Source organism: Pelagibius sp., assembly GCF_028281305.1.
Classification (GTDB): domain Bacteria; phylum Pseudomonadota; class Alphaproteobacteria; order Kiloniellales; family Kiloniellaceae; genus Pelagibius.
Genome location: NZ_JANQKD010000053.1, coordinates 40,201 through 66,740, shown reverse-complemented (window position 1 = coordinate 66,740; position 26,540 = coordinate 40,201). Strand labels below are relative to the sequence as shown.

General features: G+C 68.5%; 28 protein-coding genes. 19 read left to right on the top strand and 9 right to left on the bottom strand.

What is annotated here, in order from left to right; genetic code table 11:
• From ccrA to Q0982_RS12255, 5 genes are all read left to right on the top strand, one after another.
• A partial coding sequence (ccrA, locus tag Q0982_RS12275) for a crotonyl-CoA carboxylase/reductase (protein WP_299395877.1) occupies positions 1 to 784 on the top strand: 784 nt, incomplete at its 5' end.
• A gap of 39 nt (positions 785 to 823) precedes the next feature.
• Positions 824 to 1,213, top strand: coding sequence for a RidA family protein (locus tag Q0982_RS12270; RefSeq protein WP_299395876.1), 390 nt, complete (start codon positions 824 to 826; stop codon positions 1,211 to 1,213).
• Between the two features lie 166 nt (positions 1,214 to 1,379).
• Positions 1,380 to 3,062, top strand: coding sequence for an acyl-CoA dehydrogenase family protein (locus Q0982_RS12265; RefSeq protein WP_299395874.1), 1,683 nt, complete (start codon positions 1,380 to 1,382; stop codon positions 3,060 to 3,062).
• A gap of 74 nt (positions 3,063 to 3,136) precedes the next feature.
• Positions 3,137 to 4,375, top strand: a complete 1,239-nt coding sequence (gene chrA / locus Q0982_RS12260; protein WP_299395865.1) for a chromate efflux transporter — start codon at positions 3,137 to 3,139, stop codon at positions 4,373 to 4,375.
• Between the two features lie 284 nt (positions 4,376 to 4,659).
• Positions 4,660 to 5,421 (top strand): SDR family oxidoreductase, encoded by a 762-nt coding sequence (locus Q0982_RS12255; protein ID WP_299395864.1) that lies wholly within the window; start codon positions 4,660 to 4,662, stop codon positions 5,419 to 5,421.
• Positions 5,422 to 5,709: 288 nt separating this feature from the next.
• Here Q0982_RS12255 and Q0982_RS12250 read toward each other — a convergent pair whose 3' ends face one another.
• The 3 genes from Q0982_RS12250 to Q0982_RS12240 all read right to left on the bottom strand — a co-directional run bounded on the left by Q0982_RS12250 (position 5,710) and on the right by Q0982_RS12240 (position 8,357).
• Entirely contained in the window at positions 5,710 to 6,570 is an 861-nt protein-coding gene (locus Q0982_RS12250; RefSeq protein WP_299395863.1) for a PhzF family phenazine biosynthesis protein, read from the bottom strand.
• A gap of 142 nt (positions 6,571 to 6,712) precedes the next feature.
• Entirely contained in the window at positions 6,713 to 7,420 is a 708-nt protein-coding gene (locus tag Q0982_RS12245; protein ID WP_299395862.1) for a cytochrome c family protein, read from the bottom strand.
• A 10-nt stretch (positions 7,421 to 7,430) separates the two neighbouring features.
• Positions 7,431 to 8,357, bottom strand: coding sequence for a hypothetical protein (locus Q0982_RS12240; RefSeq protein WP_299395861.1), 927 nt, complete (start codon positions 8,355 to 8,357; stop codon positions 7,431 to 7,433).
• A gap of 202 nt (positions 8,358 to 8,559) precedes the next feature.
• Between Q0982_RS12240 and Q0982_RS12235 the strand changes: the two genes are divergently transcribed.
• The gene (locus Q0982_RS12235; RefSeq protein WP_299395859.1) at positions 8,560 to 10,074 is read left to right on the top strand and encodes an MFS transporter; all 1,515 of its coding nucleotides are present in this window, start codon (positions 8,560 to 8,562) and stop codon (positions 10,072 to 10,074) included.
• Entirely contained in the window at positions 10,061 to 10,600 is a 540-nt protein-coding gene (locus Q0982_RS12230; RefSeq protein ID WP_299395857.1) for a hypothetical protein, read from the top strand. Before Q0982_RS12235 ends, Q0982_RS12230 begins: the two co-directional genes overlap by 14 nt.
• A 42-nt stretch (positions 10,601 to 10,642) precedes the next feature.
• Here the strand turns inward: Q0982_RS12230 and Q0982_RS12225 are convergent, their stop codons facing one another.
• The 4 genes from Q0982_RS12225 to Q0982_RS12210 form a co-directional block, all read right to left on the bottom strand.
• Positions 10,643 to 11,575 carry a DMT family transporter gene (locus tag Q0982_RS12225; protein WP_299395855.1) on the bottom strand — a complete coding sequence of 311 codons (933 nt, stop codon included), beginning with the start codon at positions 11,573 to 11,575 and terminating at the stop codon, positions 10,643 to 10,645.
• A gap of 209 nt (positions 11,576 to 11,784) precedes the next feature.
• Positions 11,785 to 12,345 carry a dienelactone hydrolase family protein gene (locus Q0982_RS12220; RefSeq protein ID WP_299395852.1) on the bottom strand — a complete coding sequence of 187 codons (561 nt, stop codon included), beginning with the start codon at positions 12,343 to 12,345 and terminating at the stop codon, positions 11,785 to 11,787.
• A 433-nt stretch (positions 12,346 to 12,778) separates the two neighbouring features.
• Positions 12,779 to 13,474, bottom strand: a complete 696-nt coding sequence (locus tag Q0982_RS12215) for a carboxymuconolactone decarboxylase family protein (RefSeq protein ID WP_299395849.1) — start codon at positions 13,472 to 13,474, stop codon at positions 12,779 to 12,781.
• A gap of 260 nt (positions 13,475 to 13,734) precedes the next feature.
• A complete protein-coding gene (locus Q0982_RS12210) occupies positions 13,735 to 14,373 on the bottom strand; it encodes a VOC family protein (protein ID WP_299395847.1) in 639 nt (212 codons plus the stop codon).
• A 381-nt stretch (positions 14,374 to 14,754) separates the two neighbouring features.
• Between Q0982_RS12210 and Q0982_RS12205 the strand changes: the two genes are divergently transcribed.
• The 9 genes from Q0982_RS12205 (at position 14,755) to Q0982_RS12165 (ending at position 21,809) form a co-directional block, all read left to right on the top strand.
• Positions 14,755 to 15,384, top strand: a complete 630-nt coding sequence (locus Q0982_RS12205; RefSeq protein ID WP_299395844.1) for a LysE family translocator — start codon at positions 14,755 to 14,757, stop codon at positions 15,382 to 15,384.
• Positions 15,385 to 15,599: 215 nt separating this feature from the next.
• Positions 15,600 to 16,091: an SgcJ/EcaC family oxidoreductase gene (locus Q0982_RS12200; RefSeq protein WP_299395842.1), complete on the top strand. Its 492-nt coding sequence runs from the start codon at positions 15,600 to 15,602 to the stop codon at positions 16,089 to 16,091.
• A 229-nt stretch (positions 16,092 to 16,320) separates the two neighbouring features.
• Positions 16,321 to 16,521 carry a twin transmembrane helix small protein gene (locus Q0982_RS12195; RefSeq protein ID WP_299395839.1) on the top strand — a complete coding sequence of 67 codons (201 nt, stop codon included), beginning with the start codon at positions 16,321 to 16,323 and terminating at the stop codon, positions 16,519 to 16,521.
• Between the two features lie 71 nt (positions 16,522 to 16,592).
• Positions 16,593 to 17,168, top strand: a complete 576-nt coding sequence (locus tag Q0982_RS12190; RefSeq protein ID WP_299395837.1) for a cob(I)yrinic acid a,c-diamide adenosyltransferase — start codon at positions 16,593 to 16,595, stop codon at positions 17,166 to 17,168.
• A gap of 259 nt (positions 17,169 to 17,427) precedes the next feature.
• Entirely contained in the window at positions 17,428 to 18,177 is a 750-nt protein-coding gene (locus Q0982_RS12185) for an electron transfer flavoprotein subunit beta/FixA family protein (protein ID WP_299395834.1), read from the top strand.
• A complete protein-coding gene (locus Q0982_RS12180; RefSeq protein WP_299395832.1) occupies positions 18,177 to 19,109 on the top strand; it encodes an FAD-binding protein in 933 nt (310 codons plus the stop codon). The genes Q0982_RS12185 and Q0982_RS12180 overlap by 1 nt, the downstream gene beginning before the upstream one ends.
• Before the next feature lie 113 nt (positions 19,110 to 19,222).
• The gene (locus Q0982_RS12175) at positions 19,223 to 20,131 is read left to right on the top strand and encodes a 3-hydroxybutyryl-CoA dehydrogenase (protein ID WP_299395829.1); all 909 of its coding nucleotides are present in this window, start codon (positions 19,223 to 19,225) and stop codon (positions 20,129 to 20,131) included.
• Positions 20,132 to 20,271: 140 nt separating this feature from the next.
• Entirely contained in the window at positions 20,272 to 20,586 is a 315-nt protein-coding gene (locus Q0982_RS12170) for a helix-turn-helix transcriptional regulator (protein ID WP_299395826.1), read from the top strand.
• Complete coding sequence (locus tag Q0982_RS12165) at positions 20,583 to 21,809, top strand: NADH:flavin oxidoreductase/NADH oxidase family protein (protein ID WP_299395824.1); 1,227 nt, start codon at positions 20,583 to 20,585, stop codon at positions 21,807 to 21,809. The genes Q0982_RS12170 and Q0982_RS12165 overlap by 4 nt, the downstream gene beginning before the upstream one ends.
• Before the next feature lie 18 nt (positions 21,810 to 21,827).
• On the opposite strand, the gene Q0982_RS12160 is transcribed toward Q0982_RS12165, so the two are convergent.
• The gene (locus Q0982_RS12160) at positions 21,828 to 22,487 is read right to left on the bottom strand and encodes a DUF6134 family protein (RefSeq protein ID WP_299395821.1); all 660 of its coding nucleotides are present in this window, start codon (positions 22,485 to 22,487) and stop codon (positions 21,828 to 21,830) included.
• Positions 22,488 to 22,664: 177 nt separating this feature from the next.
• Positions 22,665 to 23,264: a TlpA disulfide reductase family protein gene (locus Q0982_RS12155; protein ID WP_299395819.1), complete on the bottom strand. Its 600-nt coding sequence runs from the start codon at positions 23,262 to 23,264 to the stop codon at positions 22,665 to 22,667.
• A 232-nt stretch (positions 23,265 to 23,496) separates the two neighbouring features.
• Here Q0982_RS12155 and argH point away from each other — a divergent pair, with 232 nt between their 5' ends.
• The 3 genes from argH to lysA are packed head-to-tail and all read left to right on the top strand — an operon-like array spanning position 23,497 to position 26,478.
• On the top strand, positions 23,497 to 24,864 hold the full coding sequence (argH, locus tag Q0982_RS12150) for an argininosuccinate lyase (RefSeq protein ID WP_299395896.1): 1,368 nt from the start codon (positions 23,497 to 23,499) through the stop codon (positions 24,862 to 24,864).
• Positions 24,861 to 25,112 carry a hypothetical protein gene (locus Q0982_RS12145; RefSeq protein WP_299395817.1) on the top strand — a complete coding sequence of 84 codons (252 nt, stop codon included), beginning with the start codon at positions 24,861 to 24,863 and terminating at the stop codon, positions 25,110 to 25,112. Before argH ends, Q0982_RS12145 begins: the two co-directional genes overlap by 4 nt.
• Before the next feature lie 37 nt (positions 25,113 to 25,149).
• Positions 25,150 to 26,478 carry a diaminopimelate decarboxylase gene (lysA, locus tag Q0982_RS12140; protein WP_299395814.1) on the top strand — a complete coding sequence of 443 codons (1,329 nt, stop codon included), beginning with the start codon at positions 25,150 to 25,152 and terminating at the stop codon, positions 26,476 to 26,478.
• Positions 26,479 to 26,540: the final 62 nt, after the last annotated feature.

Below are 26,540 nucleotides of genomic sequence, written 5' to 3'. Positions count from 1 at the left end.
CCGCGTGCAGGACCGCCAGCTCATGCAGCGCCCGCGGCATCTGACCTGGGAGGAGAGCGCCTGCTACACCCTGACGCTGGCCACCGCCTACCGCATGCTCTTCGGCCACCGCCCGCACATCCTCAGGCCCGGCCACAACGTGCTGGTCTGGGGTGCCTCCGGCGGCCTCGGCTCGATGGCCATCCAATTGATCGCCACGGCCGGCGCCAACGCCATCGGCGTGATCTCGGACGAAGACAAGCGCGACTTCGTCATGTCGCTGGGCGCCAAGGGCGTCATCAACCGCAAGGACTTCGACTGCTGGGGCCAGCTTCCCCCGGTCAACGGCGAGGGCTTCGGCGACTACATGCGCAAGTGCCGCGCCTTCGGCAAGGCGATCTGGGAGATCACCGGCAAGGGCAACGACGTCGACTTCGTCTTCGAACACCCGGGCGAGGCGACCTTCCCGGTGAGCTGCTTCGTGGTCAAGCGCGGCGGCATGGTGGTGTTCTGCGCCGGCACCACCGGCTTCAACATCACCTTCGACGCCCGCTTCGTGTGGATGCGCCAGAAACGCATTCAGGGCAGTCACTTCGCCAACCTGATGCAGGCCAGCCAGGCCAACGCCCTGATGGTGGAGCGGCGCATCGACCCCTGCATGTCGGAGGTCTTTTCCTGGCGCGACATTCCGCGCGCCCACACCAAGATGATGAACAACGAACACAAGCCGGGGAACATGGCGGTGCTGGTGCAGTCCAAGCGGCCCGGCCTGCGCACCCTGGAAGACGCGGAAGCGGAGGAGTAGGCTGACCGGCCCCGAACCCATGCGAAAAGGGCCGCGCCCATGCCTGACCTCGAGACCTTCCGCACCGACGCGGTCCCGTCGGAGCTGCCGTTCTCGGCGGCTCTGCGGGCCGGCGGTTTCGTCTTCACCTCCGGCCAGATCGGCAATATCGCCGGCGAGATGAAGCTGGTGGAGGGCGGCATCAAGGCCGAGGGCCAGCAGGCGTTGGAGCATCTGCGTGCCGCCCTGGAGGCCGCCGGCTCCTCCCTCGACCGCGTCGTAAAGTGCACCGTGTTCTTCACCGACATGAAGGACTTCCAGCCCTTCAACGACGTCTACCGGGAGTTCTTCGGCGGCCACCTGCCGGCGCGCTCCGGCGTCGAGGTGAAAGGCCTGGCCCTCGGCGCCCGCGTCGAGATCGAATGCATCGCCCTGGCGGGGAAGGGTTAGGTCGGTGCGGGTGCGGCACCCTTCGAGACGCGCTCTGGCGAGCACTCCTCAGGGTGAGGATCAAGAGAAGACCTCATGCTGAGGAGGCCGCGCAGCGGGCGTCTCGAAGCATGAACGTCGGTGGTTCCGAAAGACGGGCTGAACGACAACACTGAAGAGGGTGACGATGACCGAGGCCGCAGTTCAGCATGCAACAGAAGACAGCGTTCTTCTGCCAAACCTGCTCGCCACCTGCGCCGAGGCGCTGAGCGCTGCCGAGACCTTTGGAGAGGCGGCGCGGCGTGCCGTGGCGGGGCTGGTGGCGCCGGGCGGCAAGGTCGACGCCGGCTTGCTGGAGCGCGAGCAGTTCGCCGCCCACGGCTATGCCTGGCTGGCGACCTACGTCGCCGCGCTGAAGGAAATGCTGGCCTGGGCCGAGCGGCTGGAGGCCGCCGGGCAGTTCGGCGAGCTGGAACACCTGATGCTCCAGGCCGCCTTCGGCGAATACCTGAACCAGCTCTGGGGCGGCATCGCCCTCAGCCAGGTGGAGGTGCTGCGCCCCGCCGATCTGGGCATGAGCGACGACGACATCCACGCCATCTATGTCCCCGCCGTGCAGGCGCTGACCGAGCGCGGCAACGGCAACGCCGTGCGCATGCGCATCGCCGCCCATCTGGCCGAGGGACACTTCGGCGAAGCGGGCCTGGCCGACGAGACCCTGGAGATGATCCGCGACCAGTTCCGCAAGGTGGCCGAGGATCACATCGAGGACGCCCACGAATGGCACCGCAAGGACGACCTCATCCCGCTGGAGGTGGTGCAGCAGTTGGCCGAGCTCGGCGTCTTCGGCCTGACGGTGCCGGAGGATTTCGGCGGCGCCGGCCTCGGCAAGCTTGCCATGTGCGTGGTGACGGAGGAACTGTCGCGCGGCTACATCGGTCTGGGGTCGCTCGGCACCCGTTCCGAGATTGCCGCCGAACTGATCCGCCTCGGCGGCACCTCGGCGCAGCAGGAAAAGTGGCTGCCGCTGCTCGCCTCCGGCGAGATCCTGCCGACAGCGGTCTTCACCGAGCCCAACACCGGCTCCGACCTCGGGTCCTTGCGCACCCGCGCCGAACGATCCGGCGACACCTATGCGATCACCGGCAACAAGACCTGGATCACCCACGCCGCGCGCAGCGACCTGATGACCCTGCTGGCGCGCACCGACGCGGACGAGGCGGGCTATCGCGGCCTGTCCATGTTCCTGGCCGAGAAGCCGCGCGGCAGCGACGAGGCCCCCTTCCCCGCCGCGGGCATGACCGGCGGCGAGATCCACGTGCTCGGGTACCGCGGCATGAAGGAATACGAACTGGCCTTCGACGGCTTCGAAGTGAAGGCGGAGAACCTGCTGGGCGGCGTCGAGGGCCAGGGCTTCAAGCAGCTCATGGCGACCTTCGAGTCGGCGCGCATCCAGACCGCGGCGCGCGCCGTCGGCGTGGCGCAGTCGGCCCTGGAACTGGGCCTAAACTATGCCCAGGAGCGCCAGCAGTTCGGCAAGTCGATCCTCGCCTTCCCGCGCGTCGCCGGCAAGCTCGCCTGGATGGCGGTGGAGACCATGATGGCCCGCCAACTCACCTACTTCGCGGCGCGCGAGAAGGACTCGGACCGGCGCTGCGACATCGAGGCCGGCATGGCCAAGCTGCTCGGCGCCCGCGTCGCCTGGGCCAACGCCGACAACGCCCTGCAGGTCCACGGCGGCAACGGCTATGCCGAGGAGTACAAGATCTCCCGCGTGCTCTGCGACGCGCGCATCCTCAACATCTTCGAAGGCGCCGCCGAGATCCAGGCCCAGGTGATCGCAAGGGGGTTGCTGTCCGGGCGGAATTAGTTCGAAGCACGGTCGACAGCGTCATGGAGGATCGGACATAGTGCGGCCCTTTTGCACTGCCTGGACCTCTGCCCATGACCGCGCCGACGGAGTCGTCCCCACCCGACAGAACTGAGAGACCCGTCGCGGGGCGCGGCTCGGCGGGGGAGGTCTTCGGCGCCTTCCTGAAGCTGGGCTTCACCTCCTTCGGCGGGCCCATCGCCCATCTCGGTTACTTCCGCGAGGAGTTCGTGGCGCGGCGCAGGTGGCTGGACGACCAGGCCTACGCCGACCTGGTGGCGCTCTGCCAGTTCCTGCCCGGGCCCGCCAGCAGCCAGGTGGGCTTCGCCCTCGGCCTCATGCGCGGCGGGCCGCTGGGTGCCGCGGCGGCCTGGACCGCCTTCACCCTGCCGTCGGCCATTGCGCTGATCCTCTTCGCCCTTGGCGCCGCCAGCCTCACCGGGCCGACCGCCGCCGGGCTGCTGCAGGGCCTGAAGCTGGTGGCCGTCGCCGTGGTCGCCCAGGCGCTCTGGGGCATGGCCCGCAGCCTCTGCCCGGACCGGGAGCGCGCGACCATCGCGCTGGCCGCCGTCGCGGTCGTGGTCTTCGCCGGCGGTGCGCTCGGCCAGGTGGCGGCCATCGTCCTCGGCGGGCTCGCCGGGCTCGCGCTCTGCCGCAACGGTGGCGCCCAATCTGCGCGGCCGCTGGTCTTTTCGCTCTCGCGGCGGACCGGGCTGGTCTCGCTGGCCGCGTTCTTCGCGCTGCTCTTCGGCCTGCCGCTGCTGGTGCTGGCCGTCGCCGCGCCGGAACTCGCGGTCTTCGATGCCTTCTACCGTGCCGGGGCGCTGGTCTTCGGCGGCGGTCACGTAGTGCTGCCGCTGCTCCAGGCCGAGGTGGTGCCGCCGGGCTGGGTGAGCGGCGAAGCCTTCCTCGCCGGCTACGGCGCGGCCCAGGCGGTGCCGGGGCCGCTGTTCACCTTCGCCGCCTACCTGGGTGCGGTGATGGCGCCGGTGCCCGCCGGGCTGGTGACGGCGGCCATTGCCTTGGTGGCAATCTTCCTGCCCGGCTTCCTGCTGCTCTTGGGCACCCTGCCCTTCTGGGACGCTCTGCGCGCGCGCCCGACTGCCCAGGCCGCGCTGGCCGGCACCAACGCCGCCGTGGTCGGCATCCTCGGCGCCGCGCTTTACGACCCGATCTGGACCAGCACCGTGCGCACGCCCGGCGACTTCGCCCTGGCGCTCGCAGGCTTCGTGCTGCTGATGGCCTGGAAGGCGCCGCCCTGGGCCGTCGTGGTCCTGATGGCACTGGGCGGTGTCGGACTGTCCTTGCTGTAGCGGTCTTCCAGAACGCACGGCCGTCACCGCTTTCTCATCCGTCATCCCGGACTTGATCCGGGATCCATGGTTCCGCGGGCAGGGTCTCTTTTGGGCAAGCACCGAGGCTGTCCCCACGATGGACCCCGGATCAAGTCCGGGGTGACATTCAAAGCCTGAAAAGACACCGAGGAAGTAGGAGTACCAGCGCAAGTTCCGGAGAGAACGCGCGGGCCCGTTCTGTCATCTGTCCCGCCGCGGCCGAACACGCGGCCAGAGGCACAGAGGACAGAAGGACAGGAACCATGAGCACACTTGCCGGCAAGGTCGCCATCGTCACCGGGGCGAGCGCAGGCATCGGGCGCGCCACCGCGAAACTCTTCGCAGCGGAAGGCGCAAAGGTCATCGTCGCGGCACGGCGCCAGGCCGAACTCGACGCCCTGGTGGACGAGATCGCCGAAGCGGGCGGCGAAGCGGTCGCGCTTTCCGGCGACGTGAAGGACGAAGCGCTTGCCAAGACTCTGGTTGCGACCGCAAGCGGCCGCTTCGGCGGCCTCGACATCGCCTTCAACAACGCCGGCGCCCTGGGCAAGATCGGGCCGGTCGGGGCGATGACGCTCGACGACTGGCGCGACACCCTCGACACCAATCTCACCAGCGCTTTCCTGGGCGCAAAGTACCAGGTGCCGGCGATGCTGGCGCGCGGCGGCGGCTCCCTCCTCTTCACCTCCAGCTTCGTCGGCCACACCGCCGCGGGCCTGCCGGGGATGGCCGCCTATGCCGCCAGCAAGGCGGGGCTGATCGGCTTCACAAAAGCACTGGCCGCCGAGCTCGGCCCCCAGGGCATTCGGGTGAACGCGGTCCTGCCCGGCGGCACCGCCACCGACATGGCGCCGAGCAGCGACTCGGATGCACGCGCCTTCGTGGAGAACCTGCACGCCCTGAAACGCATAGCAGAGCCGGAGGAGATCGCCCGCCCGGTGCTGCACCTGGCCTCCGACGCCGCCAGCTTCATCACCGGCACGGCCCAGCTTGTAGACGGCGGCGTCTCCATCAATCTGGGCTGAGCGCCTGACGCCGGAGATCGAGCAAGAGCCTGTGAGCGCCAGACAGCTTTGTGCGGAAAGGGAGTCACCCCCACCCCGACCCTCCCCCATCGAAGGGGGAGGGGGTGTTATTGAGGCGACCTAAAGAATCCCCTCCCCCCTTGATGGGGGGAGGTCGGGAGGGGGGTGAACGCAGCGCTGGATGAGCGCCCAGACCCAGCGCGCGGAACCATGGACCCCGGATCACGTCCGGGGTGACAGGTGAGTGTGTGCTGGCGCGACCCCGCGTTAGCAGTCTGGCTCAGCAAATCAGTAGAACCGTCCCTCGGCGAGCAGGGCGACGCCGCCGCCGACGGTGACGGCGCCGCTGTCGCCGTCGATGGTGACGGAGAGGCGGCTCGGCCGTCCGGCGAAGCGGCCCTGGCGCAGGGTGATCGCCTGCGGCGCGCCGCAGTGGCGGTGCAGATAGGCGCCGGCGGGGCCGGCGGCGCTGCCGGTGGCGACATCCTCGACGGCGCCCAGGTTGTCCCAGGTGCGGCCTTCGGCGTTCGCCGTGTCCAGCAGATAGGCGAACTTGGCGCCGAGGGTTTCCAGCCGCGCCTCGAAGTCGTCGACACGGATGGCGGCCCGCGCCAGACCCTGTGGCGTCACCGGCACGATGAGGTAGTCGAGACCGGTGGAGACCATGCCCAGGGGCAGCCCCGGCATCAGATCCGCCTCGGTCAGGCCCAATCCCTCCAGGACCGCCGCCCGCGCGGCCCCTTCGGCCTCCCGCCCCCAGAGCGGAACGCCCTGATCCATCTCCGCCTCATAGAAGCGGTCGCGCAGGCGCCGGGTCGAAAGCATGACGCTGCGGCTGTTCAGCCTGATGCGCCAGGCCGCGCGTTCGCCCGCTGCAGGGGCCGCGTCGTGCAGCACCGCCGCTGCGCCCAGCAGGGGATGGCCGGCGAAGTCGAGTTCCTCCTCCACCGTGAAAATGCGCGCGCGGACGTCGTCTCCTTCAGGAAAGAGGAAGATCGATTCGAACTGCCGCATCTCCTGGGTGAGACGCAGCATGATGTCGTCGTCCAGGGAACGGTCGGGGCGGAACACGCAAAGGCCGTTGCCGCCCAGCGGGGCCTCGCAGAAGACATCGGCCTGGACCCAGGCGAGGCCGGAGAGGGATTCCATAAAGCGAACTCTCCTGTCGGAACGCAGCGCGGCCCCAGCGCCTTAGCATCGCGCCGCCGCGACGGGCAAGTCCGTGTCGACGGCTCGAAGCAAGGCCCGCGGCGCACTGCAGGCAGCCTGGGCACGGCAATACCGGCAGGAGCTAGCGGTCGGTGGTGGCAAGGGCCGCATCGCCAGCAGCGCCGTCTCCGCCGCAGGCCAGGCGACCGGGCGGCACGCAGGCCAGGGTCGGCAGGCTCGAGGCCTCTCCGCTGTCGCCGGCGCGCAGGCTCTCCGCCAGTTCCTGGCAGGCCGCATGCGAGGGTCGCCTGGCGATGGTCATGCAGCCCAGCCCCTCGCCCGCGCCGGATGCCGAGCGCTCCAGCGCGATCAGCGCATGGGGCGCCGCATCGCAGCTCTGCTCCAGATGATCGATCAGCGCCGCGGTCACGTCGAGCAGATCCTCGTCCGCTTCGGTTGCCAGAAACCCGGGAAACGGCATGCGGGTGTTGCCGAAGGTCAGCACCGGATCCATCACGTAGGCGGTGAGGGTTTCCCGCGTCCAGGTCTCCGGCTCGTAGCTGCCGAAGGCGGAGTCGATCTGCGCCGCGCGCATGGCCGTCGAGTAGCGGTAGCCCTTCACCGCGGCGATCTTGCGCCCGACGACGCAATGCAGCGATGGGCCGATGCGGTGGTCGTCCGGCACCAGGGAGTGACAGATCGCGCATTTGCGGAACACCTCGGCACCGGAGACGCTGTCCTCTGCCGCCGGGGCGCGGTACAGCGCCAGAACGTCATCCAGGTTGGGCAGGTCGCGGGACAGGGCATAGATGCCGATGACGCCGACCAGAACGAGGAAGGGCGCACGCATGCCGGGCCCCTCAGGCCAGCGCCTTGACGGCGGGAATCACCACCGCCGTGCCGAGCGCAAGGTTCAGGAACACCGGCCGTTCGTGCTCGGCCAGCCGGTCGAGAAGACGGCGCAGGAAGCCGCCGATCGCAAAGTCCAGGGTTTCCAGCAGGGCCGCCACGGCCATGGTGACGGCATAGAGGATCGACGGCAGCGCCGCGGTCAGGGAAAACACCAGCAGGTTGGTGGAGCCGATGGCCAGCATCTCGCCCGTCTGCACCGGCTTGAAGTAGCTCTCCAGGGTGTAGCTGTCGAAGAGGATCGCCCAGGCGGCCAGGGACTCGCCCAGGAAGCCCGCGATGTCGCCCCGGCCCAGGGTGTTGGCGAAGTATCCCTCGGCGATGCCCTGGGCGAAGATGATGCCCGAGAAGGTGAGGTTCATCGCCATCACGACGAAGAGATAGGACAGCAGCAACTGCAGGCCGACCAGGTACCAGATCCAGTGAGCCGCCGCGCGCAGGGTGCGGCGCAGCAGCACGCGGGTCGCGGTGAGCGAGCAGAAGTCGACCAGGAAGTTGGCCGTCAGCACCAACACGAAGGCGATGGTCAGTCCCTGCGGTTCCCGCTCGCCGGGCTGCTCGAGAAAGCCGGGCAGGGCCTCGTCGGTCAGGATGACCAGCAGGGTGATGAGGCAGGTCACCGTGCCGCTGAAGTACAGGCAGTGCAGCACGGCGCGGCGCGACAGCAGGTCCCCGAAGTAGCGGTCGAGGAAGACCTCCACGGCCGCCGCCGCACGCCGCGGATAATCGCCGTGGGCTGATGCGACCTGCGGCATGTCGTCGGCGATCTCCTCCAGGCGGCGGCGCACCTCCGCGTCGCCCTTCTCGCCGAAGAGAAAGTCGAGGAACTTCCCGAGAATGACCAAGACCGTGAGAAAGGCCAGCAAGCCGGCTGTCATCGTCCCCCACCCTTTCCGCCGCCTGCCCCCCGATTCGGCGCCGCGACTCGCCCCCAGGGATGCATCCTAGCCGCGCCCGGATGAATTGTTTAGCCCCGCAGCCGCAGTACCCCGGAAGGGGTGGAGGGGTGGGGCGGCTTCGCGCGGCGGGGGCGTTCCCAGCACGCGCGTCACCAGCTGTCAGGAGCGTGGCGGCGAGATCTTGACGGCTGCCGCCCTCCGCCGCCTTCATGGGGCCTTCATGGTCGATGCCGAACACAGCGCCGTTCCCTGGCGGGACGTTTTCACGCGGGTCTACGGCCCCTCGCTGGCGCTGGTCTGCCTCGGCGTCTGGCTGCATGCCGCCGATGCGTTGCTGGTCTCCACCATGATGCCGGCGATCATCGCGGAGATCGGGGGCATCCGCCTGATCGCCTGGACGGTGGCGCTCTACGAGATCGGCTCCATCGTCGCCGGCGCGGCCAGCGGTCTGCTCGCGCTGCGCCTCGGCACCCGTCGCCCGATGACCGCCGCCGCCTGCCTCTTCGCCGCCGGCTGTGCGCTGTCGGCGCTGGCGCCGGAGATGTGGCTGCTGCTGGCCGGGCGGCTGCTGCAGGGCCTCGGCGGCGGCGGCCTGATGGCGCTGTCTTTCGTTTCCGTCGGGCTCCTGTTCCCGCGCCGGCTGGTGGCGCGGGTGATGGGCGCCGTTTCCACGATCTGGGCGGTCTCGGCCTTTCTCGGCCCGCTGATCGGCGGCCTCTTCGTGGAGTTCGCAACCTGGCGCCTGGGCTTCTGGTTCTTCGCCGTGCAGGCCGTGCTGCTGGCAGCCTGGATCGCGGCGCGCGGGGAAAGCAGCGCGCGCCCGGCAGACATCCGCAAGGCCGAGCAGAAGGCCGAAACGCGCTTCCCGGTGTTCCGCCTGCTGTGGCTCTCCGCCGGCGTGGTCTCCATCGCCTACGCGGGGATCGAGATCACCGCGCTGCGCACGCCCGCCTTCGTGGCTCTGGGCGTCGTCTGCTTCATCGTCTTCCTGCGGCTGGAGGCGGCGCGCGGCGGGGACCGCCTGCTGCCGCAGCGGCCCATCGGGCTCGGTACCCCGCTGGGCGCGGCGCTCACCATGATCCTCTGCTTCACCGCGGCGACCATCGCCCTCAGCATCTACGGGCCGCTGATCATGACGCGGCTGCACGGCGCGCCCATCCTGGTGGCCGGCTACATCCTGGCGCTGGAGGCGGTTGCCTGGGCCGCCGTGGCGGCGCTGCTGTCGGGCGCGCCGGAGCGCCGCGACCCAGTGCTGATCGTCACCGGCATGGCGCTCGTCGGCCTCAGCATCGCCGGCCTCGCCTACAGCGTTTCCCAGGGCCCGCTGTGGCTGATCGCCGCCTTCGCCATGCTGCAGGGCGCCGGCTTCGGCATGGCCTGGACCTTCATTCTGCGGCGGGCAACGGCCCTGGCACCGCCGGGCGAGGTGGAGCGCGCCGCCGCCGCGATTCCCACGGTGCAGCGCCTGGGCTACGCGCTGGGCGCCGCCTTTGCCGGCATCGTCGCCAACGCCGCGGGCATCGCCGGAGAGAACGGGCCGCAGACCCCGGGCGACGCTCTAGCCTTCGCCGCCGCGGCGATCTTCCTCGCCTGCCTGCCGCTGGCGGCCCTGGGCCTGCTGGCCGCGGCGCGCTTCGTGCGGGCGGAGACGCCGCCGGAACAGAGTGGATCGGAGGCAGAGCATGAAGGGTCTTGATATCGTGCTGACCGCCTTCGACGGCAAGCACACCGCGCCGCTGGAAGCTTTTGCCGTGCGCCAGGCGCCAACGGCGGCGGTCATCCGCGCCCTGACCGCGCGGGCCACCGTGCCCGATGAAAGGCAGCAGAGCGCGGCGACCTGGCTGCTGAAACACTACAGCGAAGACGGTCTGGCGTTCTCGGCGCGCCAGACGGCGGCGCTGCTCGCCCTCCTGCATCAGGTCACTCCCTGGGAGGCGAAGCTGCACCTGCTGCAGATCTTTCCGGGCCTCGCGGTTCCGAAGGACGAAGCGCCTGTGCTGTCCGCGCTGCTGCGCGGTCCCGCCTACCGCGGCGATGCCAACAAGCTCGTCCGCGCCTGGACCTACAACGCCCTGGCGGCCCTGGCCGCGCAGCATCCGGCCCAACGGGCGGCGGTGCAAGTTTTGCTGGCGCACGGCGCGAACGACGCGGCCGCCTCGGTCCGCGCCCGCCTGCGCGGGATCGCGAAGGCGCATGGCTGGGCCAGGGCGGGCGACGGCTAGGCCCAAGCCTGCCGCAGCCACTATGCCGATCACCGCGCCTGGTTACCGGAGCCGCCGGGACCTGACGACGAAAATACCGGCGGCGATGATCGAGAAAATGCCGAGAAAGGCTGCAGCGTTGGGGAATTCGCCGAAAAAGAGCATGCCCCACATGAGAGCAAAGGCGATGTAGGCAAAGTCCAGCGTCGCGATCGTTGTCGGAGGGCCGACCTGATAGGCCAGCGCCGCTCCCACGCTGCCGACGACGAAACTCACGGCCATGATGACGATGACGATCCACTCGCTCCGCCCCATGGGCGACCAGCCTCCCAGGAGGTAGGCCACCATCTGCGAGGTCTGGGAGTCCTGAACCCACAGCAGGCCGACCAGGGTTGCCGCCAAGCCGGTCGCCAAGAGCGCCATGTTCAGGTTCAGGCTGATAACGAGCGGATGTTCGCCCTGGCACTTGGCTTTGGTCAGGAGGTTCGCAAGCGCGGCGAGCATTGCAGCCGCCAGCGGCAGGAGGGCGAAGCTGTTGAACGATTCCGTCGCCGGCTGAACGATCAGCAGAACGCCGAAAAACCCGAGCCCCACCGCCGCCCAGACCACGGGCGATACTCGGTCGCCGAGCAGGATCGCAGCGAAAATGCAGACAAACAGAGGCATCGTGTAGTTTGTCGCTGCGACGGCGGACAGCTCGACCTTCGGAAGGGCGATGTAGTAGACGACCGCTTGGGCCACCATCAAGACGCTTCTGAGCGACACCCAGAGAAAGCTTCGCGGCCGCCAGGAAACGCTCCGGTACCAGGCCGCCAGGATCAACAGGATCATGGGAACCGTCAGCAGCGAGCGAAGCGCAAAGATCTGCCAGAGCGGAAAGTTCGCGCTCAGCAGCTTGGCCAGCGCATCGCTGAGCGAAAGCGTCGCGACGGTGATGAGGATCGCGATGACCGCGACCTGAACCGACGCGGAACCCGATGCTGACCGAACGCTCATGCATCCTACCCAAGTCGCATTCCGCCGCGCTGCCGCCCGACGAATTCAACGCGGCACGCCGGCCCGGGATCGCTCTATGCAGGCAAATCGGCGCAGAACCTTGAGCGGGCACGGTCCCGCAATCGCCAACATGAACATGCTTAGCCGCGCAGGCCCAGCACTACAACCAGCAAGTGCCGGGGCCGACAGCGGCTACCCCGCAATGGGGTCTACAGGCCGCCCAGAAAGGCGCGGCTGCGCTCCAGGCAGAGGGCGGCGGCTTCGGCGTCGTAGTCGGGCAGGCTGCGGTCGAGGAAGTAGTGGCCGACGCCGTCGTAGCGGTGCACTTCCAGTTGCACGGCGCCCGCGCCGTCCTGCCAGTCCTCGAAGAAGTCTTCGTCGTCGAAGGGATCGGGCCGGGCGATGTGGACGGCGACCGGCAGGCCCGGGCGCTGCGGCGTCATCCAGGGCGCGACGCCGGCGAAGAGCAGCGCCGCAGGCATGCGCGGGCGGCTGCCCCAGAAACTGCCGACCAGAAAGGCGCCGTAGGAGACGCCGGAGAGCACCGCGTCCTCCGGCGCCGCGTCGACGGCGGCGCGGGCGCGCGCCGCGATGGCGGCATCGCCCACCGCGTCCTTCAGCCGGAAGCCCGCGTCGTAGTCGTCGACGGCCTGGCCGTCGTAGAGATCGGGTAGCACGACACGGTGCCCGTCCTGCTCCAGCACGGCGGCGATCTCCCGCTCGGCGGGCCGCAGCCCGAGGATGGAATGGAAGAGAACGATGTGGGCCATGGGCGCCGCCGCAAGCGTCACTGTGGAGGAGGCTGGCGCGGAGCGTGGAACATCGCGCCTGGGGCGTCAACCGGGCCCCGGAAATGACATCGGGCGGGGCGTGTGTGGGGCATCCCCCTCACCCTCCCACTACGTGGGCCCCTCCCTCTCCCACGAGGGGAGAGGGAACCAAAAAGCGCCTCGCCCCTGCATATAAACCCCTCTCTCCTGGTGGGAGAGGGTTGCGCAGGCTTGGCGAGCGCAGCGAGCCTAGCCGAAGCTGGGTGAGGGGGACTGCGATGGCGGAGGCCGTGCGCAGTCCCTCGTACTGAACCAAAGCCCCCCTCACCCTCCCGCTTACGCGGGCCCCTCCCTCTCCCCGCTGGGGCGAGGGGACTACTCTGTTTCCCCCTCTCCCCGCTGGGGAGAGGGCCGGGGTGAGGGGACCTGCCGCTCAGGCGTTCTTCCTTTCGCTCTCGCCTTCCGCCCCCACCGCCCCCACACCGCCATCGACCCCGTCGACCGTCACCTCGGGCAGGCGGCAGAAGCCCTGGGGCGGGACCTCCAGGGCGGCGTTGAACTTGCTGGACATGTTCTGGAAGGCGATGAGGCCGGTCAGCTCGGCGCGCTGGTCCTCGTCGAACTGCTCGGTCAGCGCGGCGGCCATCGCCGGCGTGACGGCCTCCCCCGTGCGGGTCACCGCCTCGGCGTAGTCGAGCGCCGCCCGCTCCGCCGCCGTAAAGCCGTCACTGCCGCGCCAGCGGTGCAGGGCCTGGATCTTCTCCGCCGCCACGCCGCTCTTTTCCAGGGTCGCCGCGTTCACATCGACGCAGAAGGCGCAGTGGTTGATCTGCGAGATGCGCACGGTGACGAGGGAGCGCAGGGCCGGATCCAGCGGCGAGCCGCGGCGGTTCAGCGCCCCGTAGAGCAGCGCCAGCGCCGCGAAGACCCAGGGCGAGCGGCCCCAGAGCAGCCCCGGTTCCAGCACCTTGCCGTAGCTGCGCTTCTGCTTCCAGAAGAACAGGCGGATGAACCAGGGATAGGCCGACAGCGGCTTGGGGGTGACCAGCATGGGGTTCTCCGGTTGCGGCGGCGTCGTGACGGGCGCCATCGTGGGGTCGCGGCGCGCCGGCGCCGTCTCCCCTCCCACGTCGGGACCCCCGCCCCCTCGCGCAAGGGGTGCGGGGACTCAGGCCCGTCCGGCCGCAACGGAAAGCCGCCGCCCCGCGCCACCTGTTGACCAGATCCGGCTCCCTCCGCCGGCCGTTGCGCCAGGGGCCGCCGCTGCGGTGGTGGCTCGGCGCGGCGGGATCGGCTTTCCAGGTGTGGGCCGCCAGCAGCGGCAGGGCGAGCGGCAGGGCGAGCAGCAGGGCGCCGGTGCGGATGTCGTGGCGCTGGTGCGCCGTGGCTTCAGGTCAGCTCCTTCACGCCGTCCGGGGTTTCGATCCGGGCGCGGTAGCGGAGCCGGGGGCCCTGGACGACGGCGGGCGGGCGGTCGATGGCGAGGGCGTGGTAGAGCGTCTCGACGGCGGCGGGGTCCGGGTGTTCGAGGGTGAGCGAGAGGAGGCGCGCGCCGAGGTCGGGAATCCTGGCCATCACAGTGCGTTCGCCGCAGTGGTCGATAAGCGAGGGGGCGGCGCCGCCAAGAGGGAGCGAACCATCCGCCGGAATAGCGAAGTCGAAGGACGGCGCGGCGGGCGGCAGGGAAACCCGCTCGCCGAAAACCGTGCCCTGGGCGCAGACAAGGGACCCGATGTCCTCCGTCGCGGCGACCCAGCCGCGCAGGCGCCGGCCCTCGGCCCAGTCCGCCCGCACCTGCTCCCCGTTGTCGAGGCCGAACCAGCGCGCGCGGCCGGGGTCGATGCCCTCCGGGTCGCGGGCGACGATCTCCAGATAGACGGTGCCGCCGAGCTGAAGCCGGTGATTGTGCGTGCCCATGTAATCGTGGCGCGTGCCGAAGGGCACCTCGAGGCCGAGGCAATCGCGCACGTGCGCGACGCCCTCGGCCAGGGTCGGGGCGATCACGGTGAGGTGGTCAAGCGTCAGCACGGGGACGAACTCCTGTGGCGTCCGGATGGATGACATGCGGGCCTGTCGATGGGGCGGGCGGTCCATCTGGCGGGAGACCTATATGATCCAACCTTGCCGGGAAAAGCAAAGGCCGCTCTCGGCCTGAAGGCAGACCACCGCTTCCTTCGCGCCGGCGTCTTTCCCCTCCCTCTCCCGCAAGGGGAGAGGGTTGCGCAGGCTTGGCGAACCCAAAGGATGAGTTCAGCCGAAGCTGGGTGTGGGGGAGTGCGATGGGGCAGCCCGCTCCGAAGTTCCGAACCAAAGCCCCCACGCCCGCTTTCCGACATAACGCTGGACCTGTCTTCCGTTTCCTGTCTTTGCTGATGCCGACAGCCGCGCCAAACGCAGGAAACAAGACCCATGCTTGCCGTCAATCCGGAGCTTTTCGCCGCCTATCTCTTCGCCACCGCCGTGCTGATCCTGATGCCGGGGCCGATCGTCACCCTGGTGATCGCCAACTCGCTGGCCTACGGGCAGCGCACCGGGCTGGCGACGGTGGCGGGGGCGAGCAGCGGCAATGCCATCCTGGTGGCGGCCGGGGCGCTGGGCCTGACCACCCTGCTGGCCGTCGCCGCCGGCCTCTTCGAGGTGCTGCGCTGGATCGGCGTCGCCTACCTGCTCTATCTCGGCATCAAGCAGTGGCGGGCCGTGTTCACCGCCGGCGCGCAGGGCGAAGTGGCGCCGATGAAGTCTCACAAGGGCGTCTTCGGCCAGGGCGTGCTGGTGGCCATCACCAACCCGAAGACCATCCTGTTCTACGCCGCCTTCTTCCCGCAGTTCATCGACCCGGCGCTGGCGGCGGGCCCGCAATTGCTGGCCATGTCCATCGCCTTCGTGATCATCGCCACCACGCTGGACGGGCTCTATGCCGTCCTGGCCAGCCGCGTGAGGCGTTTCTTCGTCTCCGCCCGGGCCAACCGCATCCGCCACGGCATCACCGGCACGCTGCTGATCGGCACCGGCGTCGGCCTCGCCCTGGCAAGACGGTAGGGCGCGGCGGTAGCGAGAGGAGACCGCTGCTTCATCCTCCTGCCTGCGCGAAGCCGAAGCGGCTTCGCTTCGGCGAAGGCAGGTCGAGACGGCCTTTACAGGCCTCCTCAGGATGAGGAGAAGAGTAAGGGCCTCGCCCTGAGGAGCGGCCTGCAGGGCCGCGTCTCGAAGGGCGAGCGCTGCCGGACAGAGTGATCGAAAAGGAGCCGCCCGACATGGAAACACCGGAGGCCGTAGTGGCGGCCTTTCAGGACGCCTGGAATGCCCACGACATGACGGCGCTGGAGGGCCTGTTCCGCGACAAGGCGGATTTCGTCAACGTGCACGGCCTGTGGTGGCGTGACCGCGAGACCATCGCCCAGCGCCACCGCGCCGCCCACGCCGGGCCCTACGCCCGCTCCCTGCTGGAGGGCCAACTGCGCTCGCTGGAGAGCCTGGCCCCGGACCTGGCGCTGGCGCAGGTCGACTGGCGGCTGCACGTCCCGGTTCCTGAGCGCACAGCGGGCGGCAACAAGGTGGGCAAGAAGATCGTCGGCGGCGATCCGCCCCAGGGCCAGGCCCAGGCCCAGGCGGCGGCGCCTGCCGCCCAGCAAAACGCCGGAACCAAGACCAAGCTGTCGCGCAGCATCATGACCCTGCTGCTGCAGCGCGGCGACGAGGGCTGGCGCATCCGCGCGGCCCAGAACACCGAGAAGAGCTGGCGCTGAAGGAATTCGATGAGGGCTTTCGGTCCTAGGGCGGAGTTGGCACGGGGCATCATCCTTCGAGACGGCCCGCTTCCGACTCATTGGGCGGGCCTCCTCAGGATGAGGGCCGAAATGAAAGCCTCATCCTGAGGAGCGGCCCGCAGGGCTGCGTCTCGAAGGGCGCGCGACAAACTGCCGCAGTCGGATTTTCGCTGGCCCCGCGCCCCGGGGCGGGTCTATGGTCTGACGCATGAAAGGCGTATTCTTCGTTCTCATTCTCATCGCCATGCTGATCACCCTGGGGGTTCTGGCCACCGGCATCATCGGCATGGCCCGCGGCGGCGACTTCAACGCCAAGTACGGCAACAAGCTGATGCGCGCCCGGGTCATCGCCCAGGGCGTCGCCCTGGCCCTCTTCGCGCTGGCCGTGCTGGCCGGCGCCCAGGACTGAAGTCCGGAGGGCTGGCCCGGTTTGTTTCGGGCCGACGCCTTGGACCCTAAACACCCCAGAGAGTTCGGCAGATGGTGAAGCTCACCCGCATCTACACCAAGGGCGGCGACAAGGGAAAGACGGCGCTTGGCTCCGGCCAGCGGGTCGCCAAGCACCACCCGCGCGTTGCCGCCTATGGCACGGTCGACGAGGCGAATGCCGCCGTCGGCCTCGCCCGCCTGCACACGCAAGGCCTGCCGGACCCGGAGGTCGACGCCATTCTGGGCCGTGTGCAGAACGACCTCTTCGACCTCGGCGCCGACCTGGCGACGCCGGAGGTGGAGAACCCGGAGTACCCGCCGCTGCGCATCACCGCGCCCCAGGTGGACCGGCTGGAAGGGGAGATCGACCGACTGAACGCCGACCTAGAGCCGCTCAACTCCTTCGTCCTGCCGGGCGGCTCGCCGGCGGCGGCCTTCCTGCATCAGGCCCGCACAGTGGCGCGGCGCGCGGAGCGCGAAATCACCACGCTGGCGGAGGCCGAAGCGATCAACCCGGAGGCGATCCGCTACATCAACCGCCTCTCCGATCTGCTCTTCGTCATGAGCCGCTACGTGAACGACAAGGGCGCCGGCGACGTGCTCTGGGTGCCCGGCGCGAACCGCTAGACAGACTCGGCGGTACATTGGCGCTTCACCGGCGCTTCACCGGCGCCTCATCCGCGGTTTATCGGCGGAAATCCTGGGCTGACGCGGCGTTGACACTCCCCGGCCGGACTCCTATTGTGCGACCGCGAGATAGTAATGTATGCGTTCGTCCGTCCGGTTTCCGGGCCTTGCCCAGGCGCTTGCTTGGGGGCTTTTTTGGGCAACCCCGCTGCCGGACTCGTTGACATTTCCTAGCCGAGAGGTAGGTCGCAGACTTGCGATGAAAGTACTCGTACCGATCAAGCGCGTCATCGACGCCAACGTGAAGGTCCGCGTGAAGCCGGACCACAGCGGGGTGGAAACCGCCAACGTCAAGATGGCGATGAATCCGTTTTGCGAAATCGCCGTGGAAGAGGCCGTGCGCCTGAAGGAAGCGGGTGCGGCCAGCGAGGTCATCGTGGTCTCCGCCGGCCTGGCGCAGGCGCAGGAAACTCTGCGCACGGGCCTGGCCATGGGCGCCGACCGCGGCATCCTGATCCAGTGCGATGCGGACCCTGAGCCGCTGGCCGTCGCCAAGCTTCTGAAGGCGGTGGTCGAGAAGGAGAGCCCGGAACTGGTGATCCTCGGCAAGCAGGCGGTCGACAACGACAACAACCAGACCGGCCAGATGCTGGCCGCACTGCTGGGCTGGCCGCAGGGCACCTTCATCTCCAAGATCGAAAAGGCCGACGGCAGCTTCGCCATCACCCGCGAGGTCGACGGCGGCCTGGAGATGCTGGACATCAAGCTGCCGGCGGTGGTGACCACCGACCTGCGCCTGAACGAGCCGCGCTATGCCTCGCTGCCCAACATCATGAAGGCGAAGAAGAAGCCGATCGACACCATGACCCCGGCGGACCTGGGCGTCGACGTCAGCCCGCGCCTGACCGTGGTGGCCGTGAACGAGCCGCCGGCCCGCCAGGCCGGCGTCAAGGTCGGCTCGGTCGCCGAGCTGGTGGAAAAACTGCGCAACGAAGCGAAGGTGATCTGATGTCGACGCTGATCGTCGCCGAGCACGACAATGCGGAGCTGAAGCCCGCAACGCTCAACGCCGTCACCGCCGCCGGCCAGTTGCCCGGCGAAACCCACGTGCTGGTCGCCGGCACCGGCTGCGATGCCGCCGCCGAAGCCGCCGCCAAGGTGTCCGGAGTCGACAAGGTCTTGAAAGCCGACGACGCCGCTTTCGGCCACGGCCTGGCGGAAAACCTGGCCCCGCTGGTGGCCAAGCTCGCCGACGGCTACAGCCATGTCATCGCCGCCGCCACCACCTTCGGAAAGAACGTGATGCCGCGTGCTGCGGCACTGCTGGACGTGCAGCAGGTCTCCGACATCTCGGCGATCGAATCCGAAGACACCTTCGTGCGTCCGATCTACGCCGGCAACGCGCTGGCCACGGTGAAGTCGGGCGACGCCGTCAAGGTGCTGACCATCCGCGCCACCACCTTCGATGCCGCCGCGGCCGAAGGCGGCTCCGCCGCGGTGGAGGCGGTCGACGGCACCGGCGATGCCGGCCTTTCCAGTTTCAAGGGCCAGGAGCTCACCAAGTCGGAGCGGCCGGAGCTGACCACCGCCGGGATCGTGATCTCCGGCGGGCGCGGCATGCAGTCGGGCGAGAACTTCGCCATGCTGGAGCGGGTCGCCGACAAGCTCGGCGCCGCCGTCGGCGCTTCGCGTGCCGCCGTCGATGCCGGTTTCGTGCCCAACGACTATCAGGTCGGCCAGACCGGCAAGGTGGTGGCGCCGGACCTCTATGTGGCCATCGGCATCTCCGGAGCCATCCAGCATCTGGCGGGCATGAAGGACTCCAAGGTCATCGTCGCCATCAACAAGGACGAGGAAGCGCCGATCTTCCAGGTCGCCGACTACGGCCTGGTGGCGGACCTCTTCCAGGCGGTACCCGAACTGGAGAAGGAACTGGGCTGAGACAGCCCGACAGCGAAGCCGGCAGGAAGCCGGCGAAGGTCCGGTGCAGGACCCAGCGGGACCGCGAACACCAAGGACCGGATCAGGCATGAGGACGGGGTAAGTTGGAACTGATGGCAGATCAAGACGCGGCCGCCGAAGGCCCGACGGACGTGAAGTCGGTGGGCGTGATCGGCGCCGGCCAGATGGGCACGGGCATCGCCCATGTCTGCGCCCTGGCGGGCTATGACGTGAAGCTCTCGGATATCTCGGAAGATCAGGCCAAGGCAGCGCTCGACATCATCGCGCGCAACATGGACCGCCAGGTCAAGCGCGGCAAGATCAGCGACGCCGACAAGGACGCCGCCCTGGCGCGGATCGTCCCCGGCGGCAGCCTGGAAGTCTTCGGCGACAGCGACCTCGTCATCGAAGCCGCCAGCGAGGTCGAAGAGACCAAGCGCGAGATCTTCAAGGCGCTCTGCCCGCTGATCAAGCCGCAGGCCATCATCTGCACCAACACCTCGTCGATCTCCATCACCCGCCTGGCTTCGGTGACGGACCGGCCGTCGCGTTTCATGGGCATGCACTTCATGAACCCGGTGCCGCTGATGCAACTGGTGGAACTGATCCGCGGCATCGCCACCGACGAGGCGACCTTCGAGACCGTGCGCATGATGGCCGAGAGGCTGGGCAAGACCACCGCCTCCGCGGAAGACTTCCCCGCTTTCATCGTCAACCGCATCCTGCTGCCGATGATCAACGAGGCGGTCTACACGCTCTACGAGGGCGTCGGCTCGGTGAAGTCCATCGACACCGCCATGCGCCTGGGCGCCAACCACCCGATGGGACCGCTGGAGCTGGCCGATTTCATCGGCCTCGACACCTGCCTGGCGATCATGCACGTGCTCTATGACGGCCTGGCCGACACCAAGTACCGGCCCTGCCCGCTGCTGGTGAAGTACGTCGAGGCGGGCTGGCTGGGCAAGAAGGCCGGGCGCGGCTTCTACGACTACTCCGGCGACGAACCCGTCCCGACCCGCTGACCGGGCGCGGCGGCCAGCCAGTACGGCAGACCGCAACGACCGGGGTGCGACCCCACTGCAACCTTAGGATTTCGCGGGCATTCAGCCCGGAGAAGCTTGTTGCTCTTGATTTGTGCCGATATATCGCTATATCTCGATATATGGATTTACAAGCCGGCCTCACGGCCCTCAATAATCCGGTGCGCCGCCAGATCCTCGACTGGCTGAAGGACCGCAGCAACTTTCCCCCCGCCCTGCCCGAACATGCCGGGGTGGACGGAGTCTGCGTCGGCTACATCCAGGAAAAGGCGGGCCTCTCCCAGTCCACGGTTTCCAGCTACATGGCGCTGCTGAAGCAGGCCGGCCTCGTGGTCTCCGAACGTCACGGTCAGTGGACCTTCTACCGCCGCGACGAGGCGGCCATCGCAGATTTCGCCGAAGCCTTCCGGGACGCCCTCACCAAGGCGCAGCCATGATCGACCGTCCTTTGACGCTGCCCAGCGGTGCGCGCCTGAACAATCGCATCGTGAAGTCCGCCATGTCGGAGGCGCTGGCCGATGCCCGGAACGACCCGACGGAGGGCATGATCGCCCTCTACAGGCGCTGGGGCCAAAGCGGAGCCGCACTGCTGATCACCGGCAACACACCGGTCGAGCGCAATCATCTGGAGCACGCCGCGAACGTCGTCCTGGACGAAAGAAGCAACCTGGAAAAGACCCGTCGCCTGGCGGTGGCGGCCAAGAGCGGCGGCGCCCTGGCCCTGGTCCAGATCGCCCACAGCGGACGGCAGACCCCCGCAGCGATCAACGCGCGGCCGCTGTCCATCTCCGACAGGGCGCTGGACCTGCCCGGTTACGGCACACCGAAGATCGCCAGCGAGGACGCGTTGCAGGCGATCATCGCGCGCTTCGCGGCCACGGCCCGCCTCGCACGAGAAGCCGGCTTCGACGGGGTGGAGGTTCATGGCGCCCATGGCTACCTGCTGAGCTCCGCACTGTCGCCGCGCATCAACACCCGGAAGGACCGCTGGGGCGGTTCCCTGGTGAACCGCAGCCGCCTGCTGCGGGAGGTGATCCGGGCGGTGCGCGCGGCGGGCGGAGCGGACTTCGTCGTGGCCGCGAAGCTCAATTCGTCGGACTTTCAGAAGGGCGGCTTCACCCACGAGGAGAGCATCGAAACCGCGCGGATGCTGGAGCGCGAGGGCGTAGACTTGCTGGAGATCTCCGGCGGCACCTTCGAAACTCCGGTCGCCTACCAGCATGCCACGCAAAAACAAAGCACAGCGGCGCGCGAAGCCTACTTCCTGGACTATGCCCGCGATATCAAAAGGGCGCTCGGCATTCCGGTCATGGTCACCGGCGGTTTCCGCTCAGCCGCGGTGATGCGCCAGGCCCTCGCAGAAGATGCAACGGACCTGATCGGCATGGGCCGCCCCTTCATTCTCGATCCGGCATTTCCGAGGAAGCTTCTGGCCGGCGACATTGCCGTCACCCCCGCGCCCGAGCGCGACTTCCCGCCGGCGGAGGCTCTGCCGCGCGGCGCCGTGCTGAACTGGTTCTGCCATCAGCTGGCGCTGCAAGGTACGCGAGGAAAGGCGGATCCGGACCTACCGGTCATCGAAGGCCATGACCGCTACCTGGACCGCATTGCGTCCTCCACCGCCGGACTGCTGGCAGCCCGTGCGGCAGCGCCCTGCTGACCCTGCGGTGCCAACGCCTTAGCGGCGGACGAATTCGACGACGGAACCCTCGTGCTCGTAGCGGATCTGGACCAATCTGCCGTCGGGGCCGTACCAGAGGTCGCGGCTCAACTGACCGCTGAGGCGGTAGCGCTCCGCCTCGACGTCACCGCTCTCCAGCGTGATCACCTCGCGGCCCAACAGATCGGCGCGCACCCTGTAGACCTCGTCCTTTTCCGGCGACAGCAGCTTGCCGCCGGAGAGAACGCTCTTGGACCACAGGCTCGCAACGACAATGGGCGCAGCCAACTGCTCGTCCCGGCCGTTTATGGTGCGGGTGTACTCCTTGTCCTTCAGGACGATGGAAAGCTCGGTCTCCTCGCCGTCGTCATTGGTCATCCCGGCCAGGGAGAGCAGCAGCCCGTTGCGCCAGCGTTCGACGCGCTTGTGCTCGTAGCGCGAGACAGTGATGAAGGCCACCTTCACCGCCAGCGCCGTTTCGACCGAAACCTTCAGCGCCTCGTCTTCTTGCTCGAACTCGAAGTGATGGCTGCCGATGGTCTCGCCGTCGCGCAGCACATCGAAGACGAGGCGCTCCTGGGCCAGGGCCGCGGCGGAGGCAAGCAGACCGAAAACAAGGGCTGCCAGACCGCAACGCCGGCCCAGGCGCAGCCGGCGCCAACGCCCCCCCCATCGCACTTGCCACGGCACCCCGGCAGCTGTGGGGACGGGGCGGCCAAGACACCGATCACTGCTGCGCATACATCACCTCCTGACCCTGGCGGCCTGGAAAGACGGCACGCTCTATCTTGGCCAGGGTGGAAGCCCACCACAAGCTTTCCGTGCAATTTGGGAAAATTCTCGGTTGTCTCTACCTTAGGTTTTAGGTCCTTCGGCAGGCTGGGCCAGATAGTGGCGGATCACCTCCATGGCCTCCGGAGAGTCCCACTCCGCCGGGCCGGTCATCCCGGCAACGACGGTGCCGTTGCGGTCGATCAGGAAGGTGGCCGGCAGGCCGTTGAGGCTGAAGGCCCGGGCCAGCGCCCCCCGGCGCTCGCCGGACTGGTCCAGAAAAACCGGCAGATCGTTCAAACCCAGGCGGTCCAGAAAGGGCACGACCTGCGCCGCGCCGCCGCGGTCTTCGGAGACCGCCATCACCAGAAACCCCTGATCCTTGAAGGCCTGGTGCAGGCGCTCCAGGCCCGGCATCTCGCGGATACAGGGCGCACACCAGGTGGCCCAGAAGTTCACCAGAACCACTTCCCCCTTGAACTCCTGCAGCGCCAGGGGGCTGCCGTCCAGGGTCTCGAAGGCCGTGCTCGGCGCTGGCAACGGCGGGTCCCAGAAGGTAAGGTTCTCAACGAAGGGGCCCTTCAGGGCCGACGGCGCTTCGCCGGATGCCCTTACCAGGTCTGGATAGATCACAAAGGCCACGGCAAGGACGGCGAGCACGACGGCCGCGAGGGCTCTTCGCATGAAACGCCCCGCCCGCGGCGTGAGAGATCTCAGATCGTGGAGCATGGCGGCGATTGTCCTAACCCCGTTGTTTATGATCATTCTGCGAGAGGCCCCCTAAAGGCGGATGACTGCTGAGACACAAAATCTGGCTGCCAAGGCCGGGGCGCAAGAGGGAACAGAGGCTGAAAGCGCCGCAAAGCCGGAAACCGCCGCGGAACCCGGAAGCGCGGGCGATATTGGCGCCAACGCCATGTGGGGCGGCCGTTTTGCGGCCGGTCCTGCGGAGGTTATGGAACAGATCAATGCCTCCATTTCCTTCGATCAGCGCCTCTATGCCCAGGACATTGCCGGCTCCAAGGCCCACTGCGCCATGCTGGTCGACCAGGCCATCATCTCTGCAGAAGATGGGGCCGCGATCCTCTCGGGTCTAGACACGATCCTGTCAGAGATCGAGGCCGGGCGCTTCGTCTTCAAGGCAAGCCTGGAAGACATCCACATGAACATCGAGGCGCGCCTCAGGGACCTGATCGGCGAGGCCGCCGGCCGCCTGCACACCGCGCGCTCGCGCAACGATCAGGTCGCCCTGGACGTGCGCCTCTGGACGCGCGATGCCATCGACCGCCTGGACCCGGCCCTGCGCGACCTGCAGGCCGCGCTGATCGACCAGGCCGAGCGCGAGGCCGACACCATCATGCCGGGCTATACCCATCTGCAGGCCGCCCAGCCGGTCACCCTCGGTCATCATCTCATGGCCTATGTGGAGATGCTGGGGCGCGACCGGGCCCGCCTTGCCGACTGCCGGCAGCGGCTCAACGAATCGCCCCTGGGGGCGGCCGCCCTGGCCGGCACGTCCTTTCCCATCGACCGGGCGGCGACGGCCCGCAGCCTCGGCTTCGACCGGCCCATGGCGAACTCGATGGATGCGGTCGCCGACCGCGACTACGTGCTGGAGTTCATCGCCGCCGGCTCGATCCTGGCGCTGCATCTCTCGCGCTTCGCCGAGGAACTGGTGCTCTGGTGCTCGGCCGGGTTCCGCTTCGTCGAGCTCTCCGATGCCTTCACCACCGGATCATCGATCATGCCGCAGAAACGCAACCCGGATGCGGCCGAGCTGATCCGCGGCAAGGCCGGGCGGGTGATCGGGGCGCTCAACAGCCTGCTGACCGTGATGAAGGGCCTGCCGATGACCTACGGCAAGGACATGCAGGAAGATAAGGAACCGCTGTTCGACGCCGCCGACACCCTTCAGCTCTGCGTCACGGCAATGACCGGTATGGTCCGGGACATGCGGGCCCGGCCCGAAGACCTGCGCCAGGCGACCGATCACGGCTTCATCACCGCGACCGACCTGGCGGACTGGCTGGTGCGGCGCCTGGATATGCCGTTCCGGCAGGCCCATCACGTGACCGGCAGCATCGTGCGCCTGGCCGAGGAGCGCGACTGCGCCCTGGCCGACCTGCCTCTCGCAGCCATGCAGGAGGTCGAGCCGCGCATCGATGCCGAGGTCTTCGAGGTGTTAAGCGTTGAAAAGGCGGTCGCGAGCCGCAACAGTGAAGGCGGCACGGCCCCTGAGGCCGTGCGTCGGGCCATCGCCGCAGCAAGGGAGCGTTTTCTATGACCGCTGGCCGCCACCGCCGTGTCCTGGTTCTGGCCGCTGCAAGCCTGCTGATTGCGGGCGGCCTCGCCGCCTGCGGCAAAAAGGGCTCGCCCAAGCCCCCGACCGGCGAGGAAGAGGCCTATACCTACCCGCAGGCCTATCCGGCGCCGGGCACCGTCGGGCCGCCGCCCGAAGGCGAGAACCCGCAGGAAAACCGCGGACCCTTCTCGATCTTCGAAGACAGCCGCACCAAGACCACGACCTACTAGCCGGCAGCAGCGCTGCGAACGCCGAGGATCCGTTCTTATGGACAGCACCTTCTTTGCCTATCGCGACGGCGGCCTGCAGGTCTCTGAGGTCGCGCTCGATCGCCTGGCGGAGGAGGTCGGCACGCCGTTCTACTGCTACTCGGGCGATGCCCTCGAACACAGCTACCGCAGTTTCGCCGCTGCTCTTTCCGGGCTGCCGGCGACCATCTGCTATGCGCTGAAGGCCAACTCGAACCAAGCGGTGATCAAGACCTTCGCCGACCTGGGCGCCGGCGCCGACGTCGTCTCCGAAGGCGAGCTTCGCCGCGCCCTGACAGCCGGTGTTCCGGCCGAGAAGATCGTCTTTGCCGGTGTCGGCAAGACCGCAGCAGAGATGGCCGCGGGCCTGGATGCCGGGATCATGCAGTTCAATGTCGAGTCGCTGGCCGAACTGGAGCTGCTTTCCCAGGTCGCCAGCCAGCGCGGAACCACCGCCCCGGTCGCGGTGCGCGTGAACCCGGACGTCGACGCGGGCACGCTGGACCAGATCACCACCGGGCGGGCCGACAGCAAGTTCGGCATCGATGCCGGCGCGGCACGCGACTATATGCTGAACATCAAGAGCATGCCGGGCATCCGCTTCGAAGGACTGGCGGTCCACATCGGCTCGCAGCTCACCGACATCGCACCCTACCGCACGGCGTTCCAGCGGCTTATCGCGCTCTATCATGAGCTGCGCGCCGCAGGCCTGCCGCTGCGCCGCGTCGATCTGGGCGGCGGCATCGGCATCAGCTACACGCACGATCTGCAGGCGCAGTTCGCGGAAACCGAGAAGCGGGTGCGCGACTATGCGACCATGGTGCGCGGGCTTGTGGACGGCCTGGACGCCGAGTTGGTGTTCGAGCCTGGGCGCTCGCTGGTCGGCAACGCGGGGCTGCTGGTCACGCGCGTGCTCTATGTAAAGGACAACGACACACGCCGCTTCGTCATCGTCGATGCGGCGATGAACGACCTGATCCGCCCCTCCCTCTACGATGCCTGGCACGAAATCCTGCCGGTGAAGGCGGCGCCGGAAGGAACGGCGCTGCGGCCGGTCGACGTGGTCGGGCCGGTCTGCGAATCCACCGATACCTTCGCCAAGCAGCGCCCCTTGCCGCCGCTGGCCGAGGGCGACCTGCTGGTGTTCAGCTCCGCCGGGGCCTACAGCTTCGTCATGGCATCGACCTACAATTCGCGCCCGCTGCCCCCGGAAGTCCTGGTACGCGGCGGACGCTTTGCAGTGGTGCGCGAGCGCATGAACTATGACACAATGATCGGGCAGGACCATCTGCCGGACTGGCTGAGCGACGGGGCCGCCCAGCCGGCCGTAAGGAAGGCTGCAGGCTGAAGCGTTTGGGCCGCAGGCGCCAAAGACTGCGTGGCGGCCCGGAGCGGAGCGTTGGTTGGGGG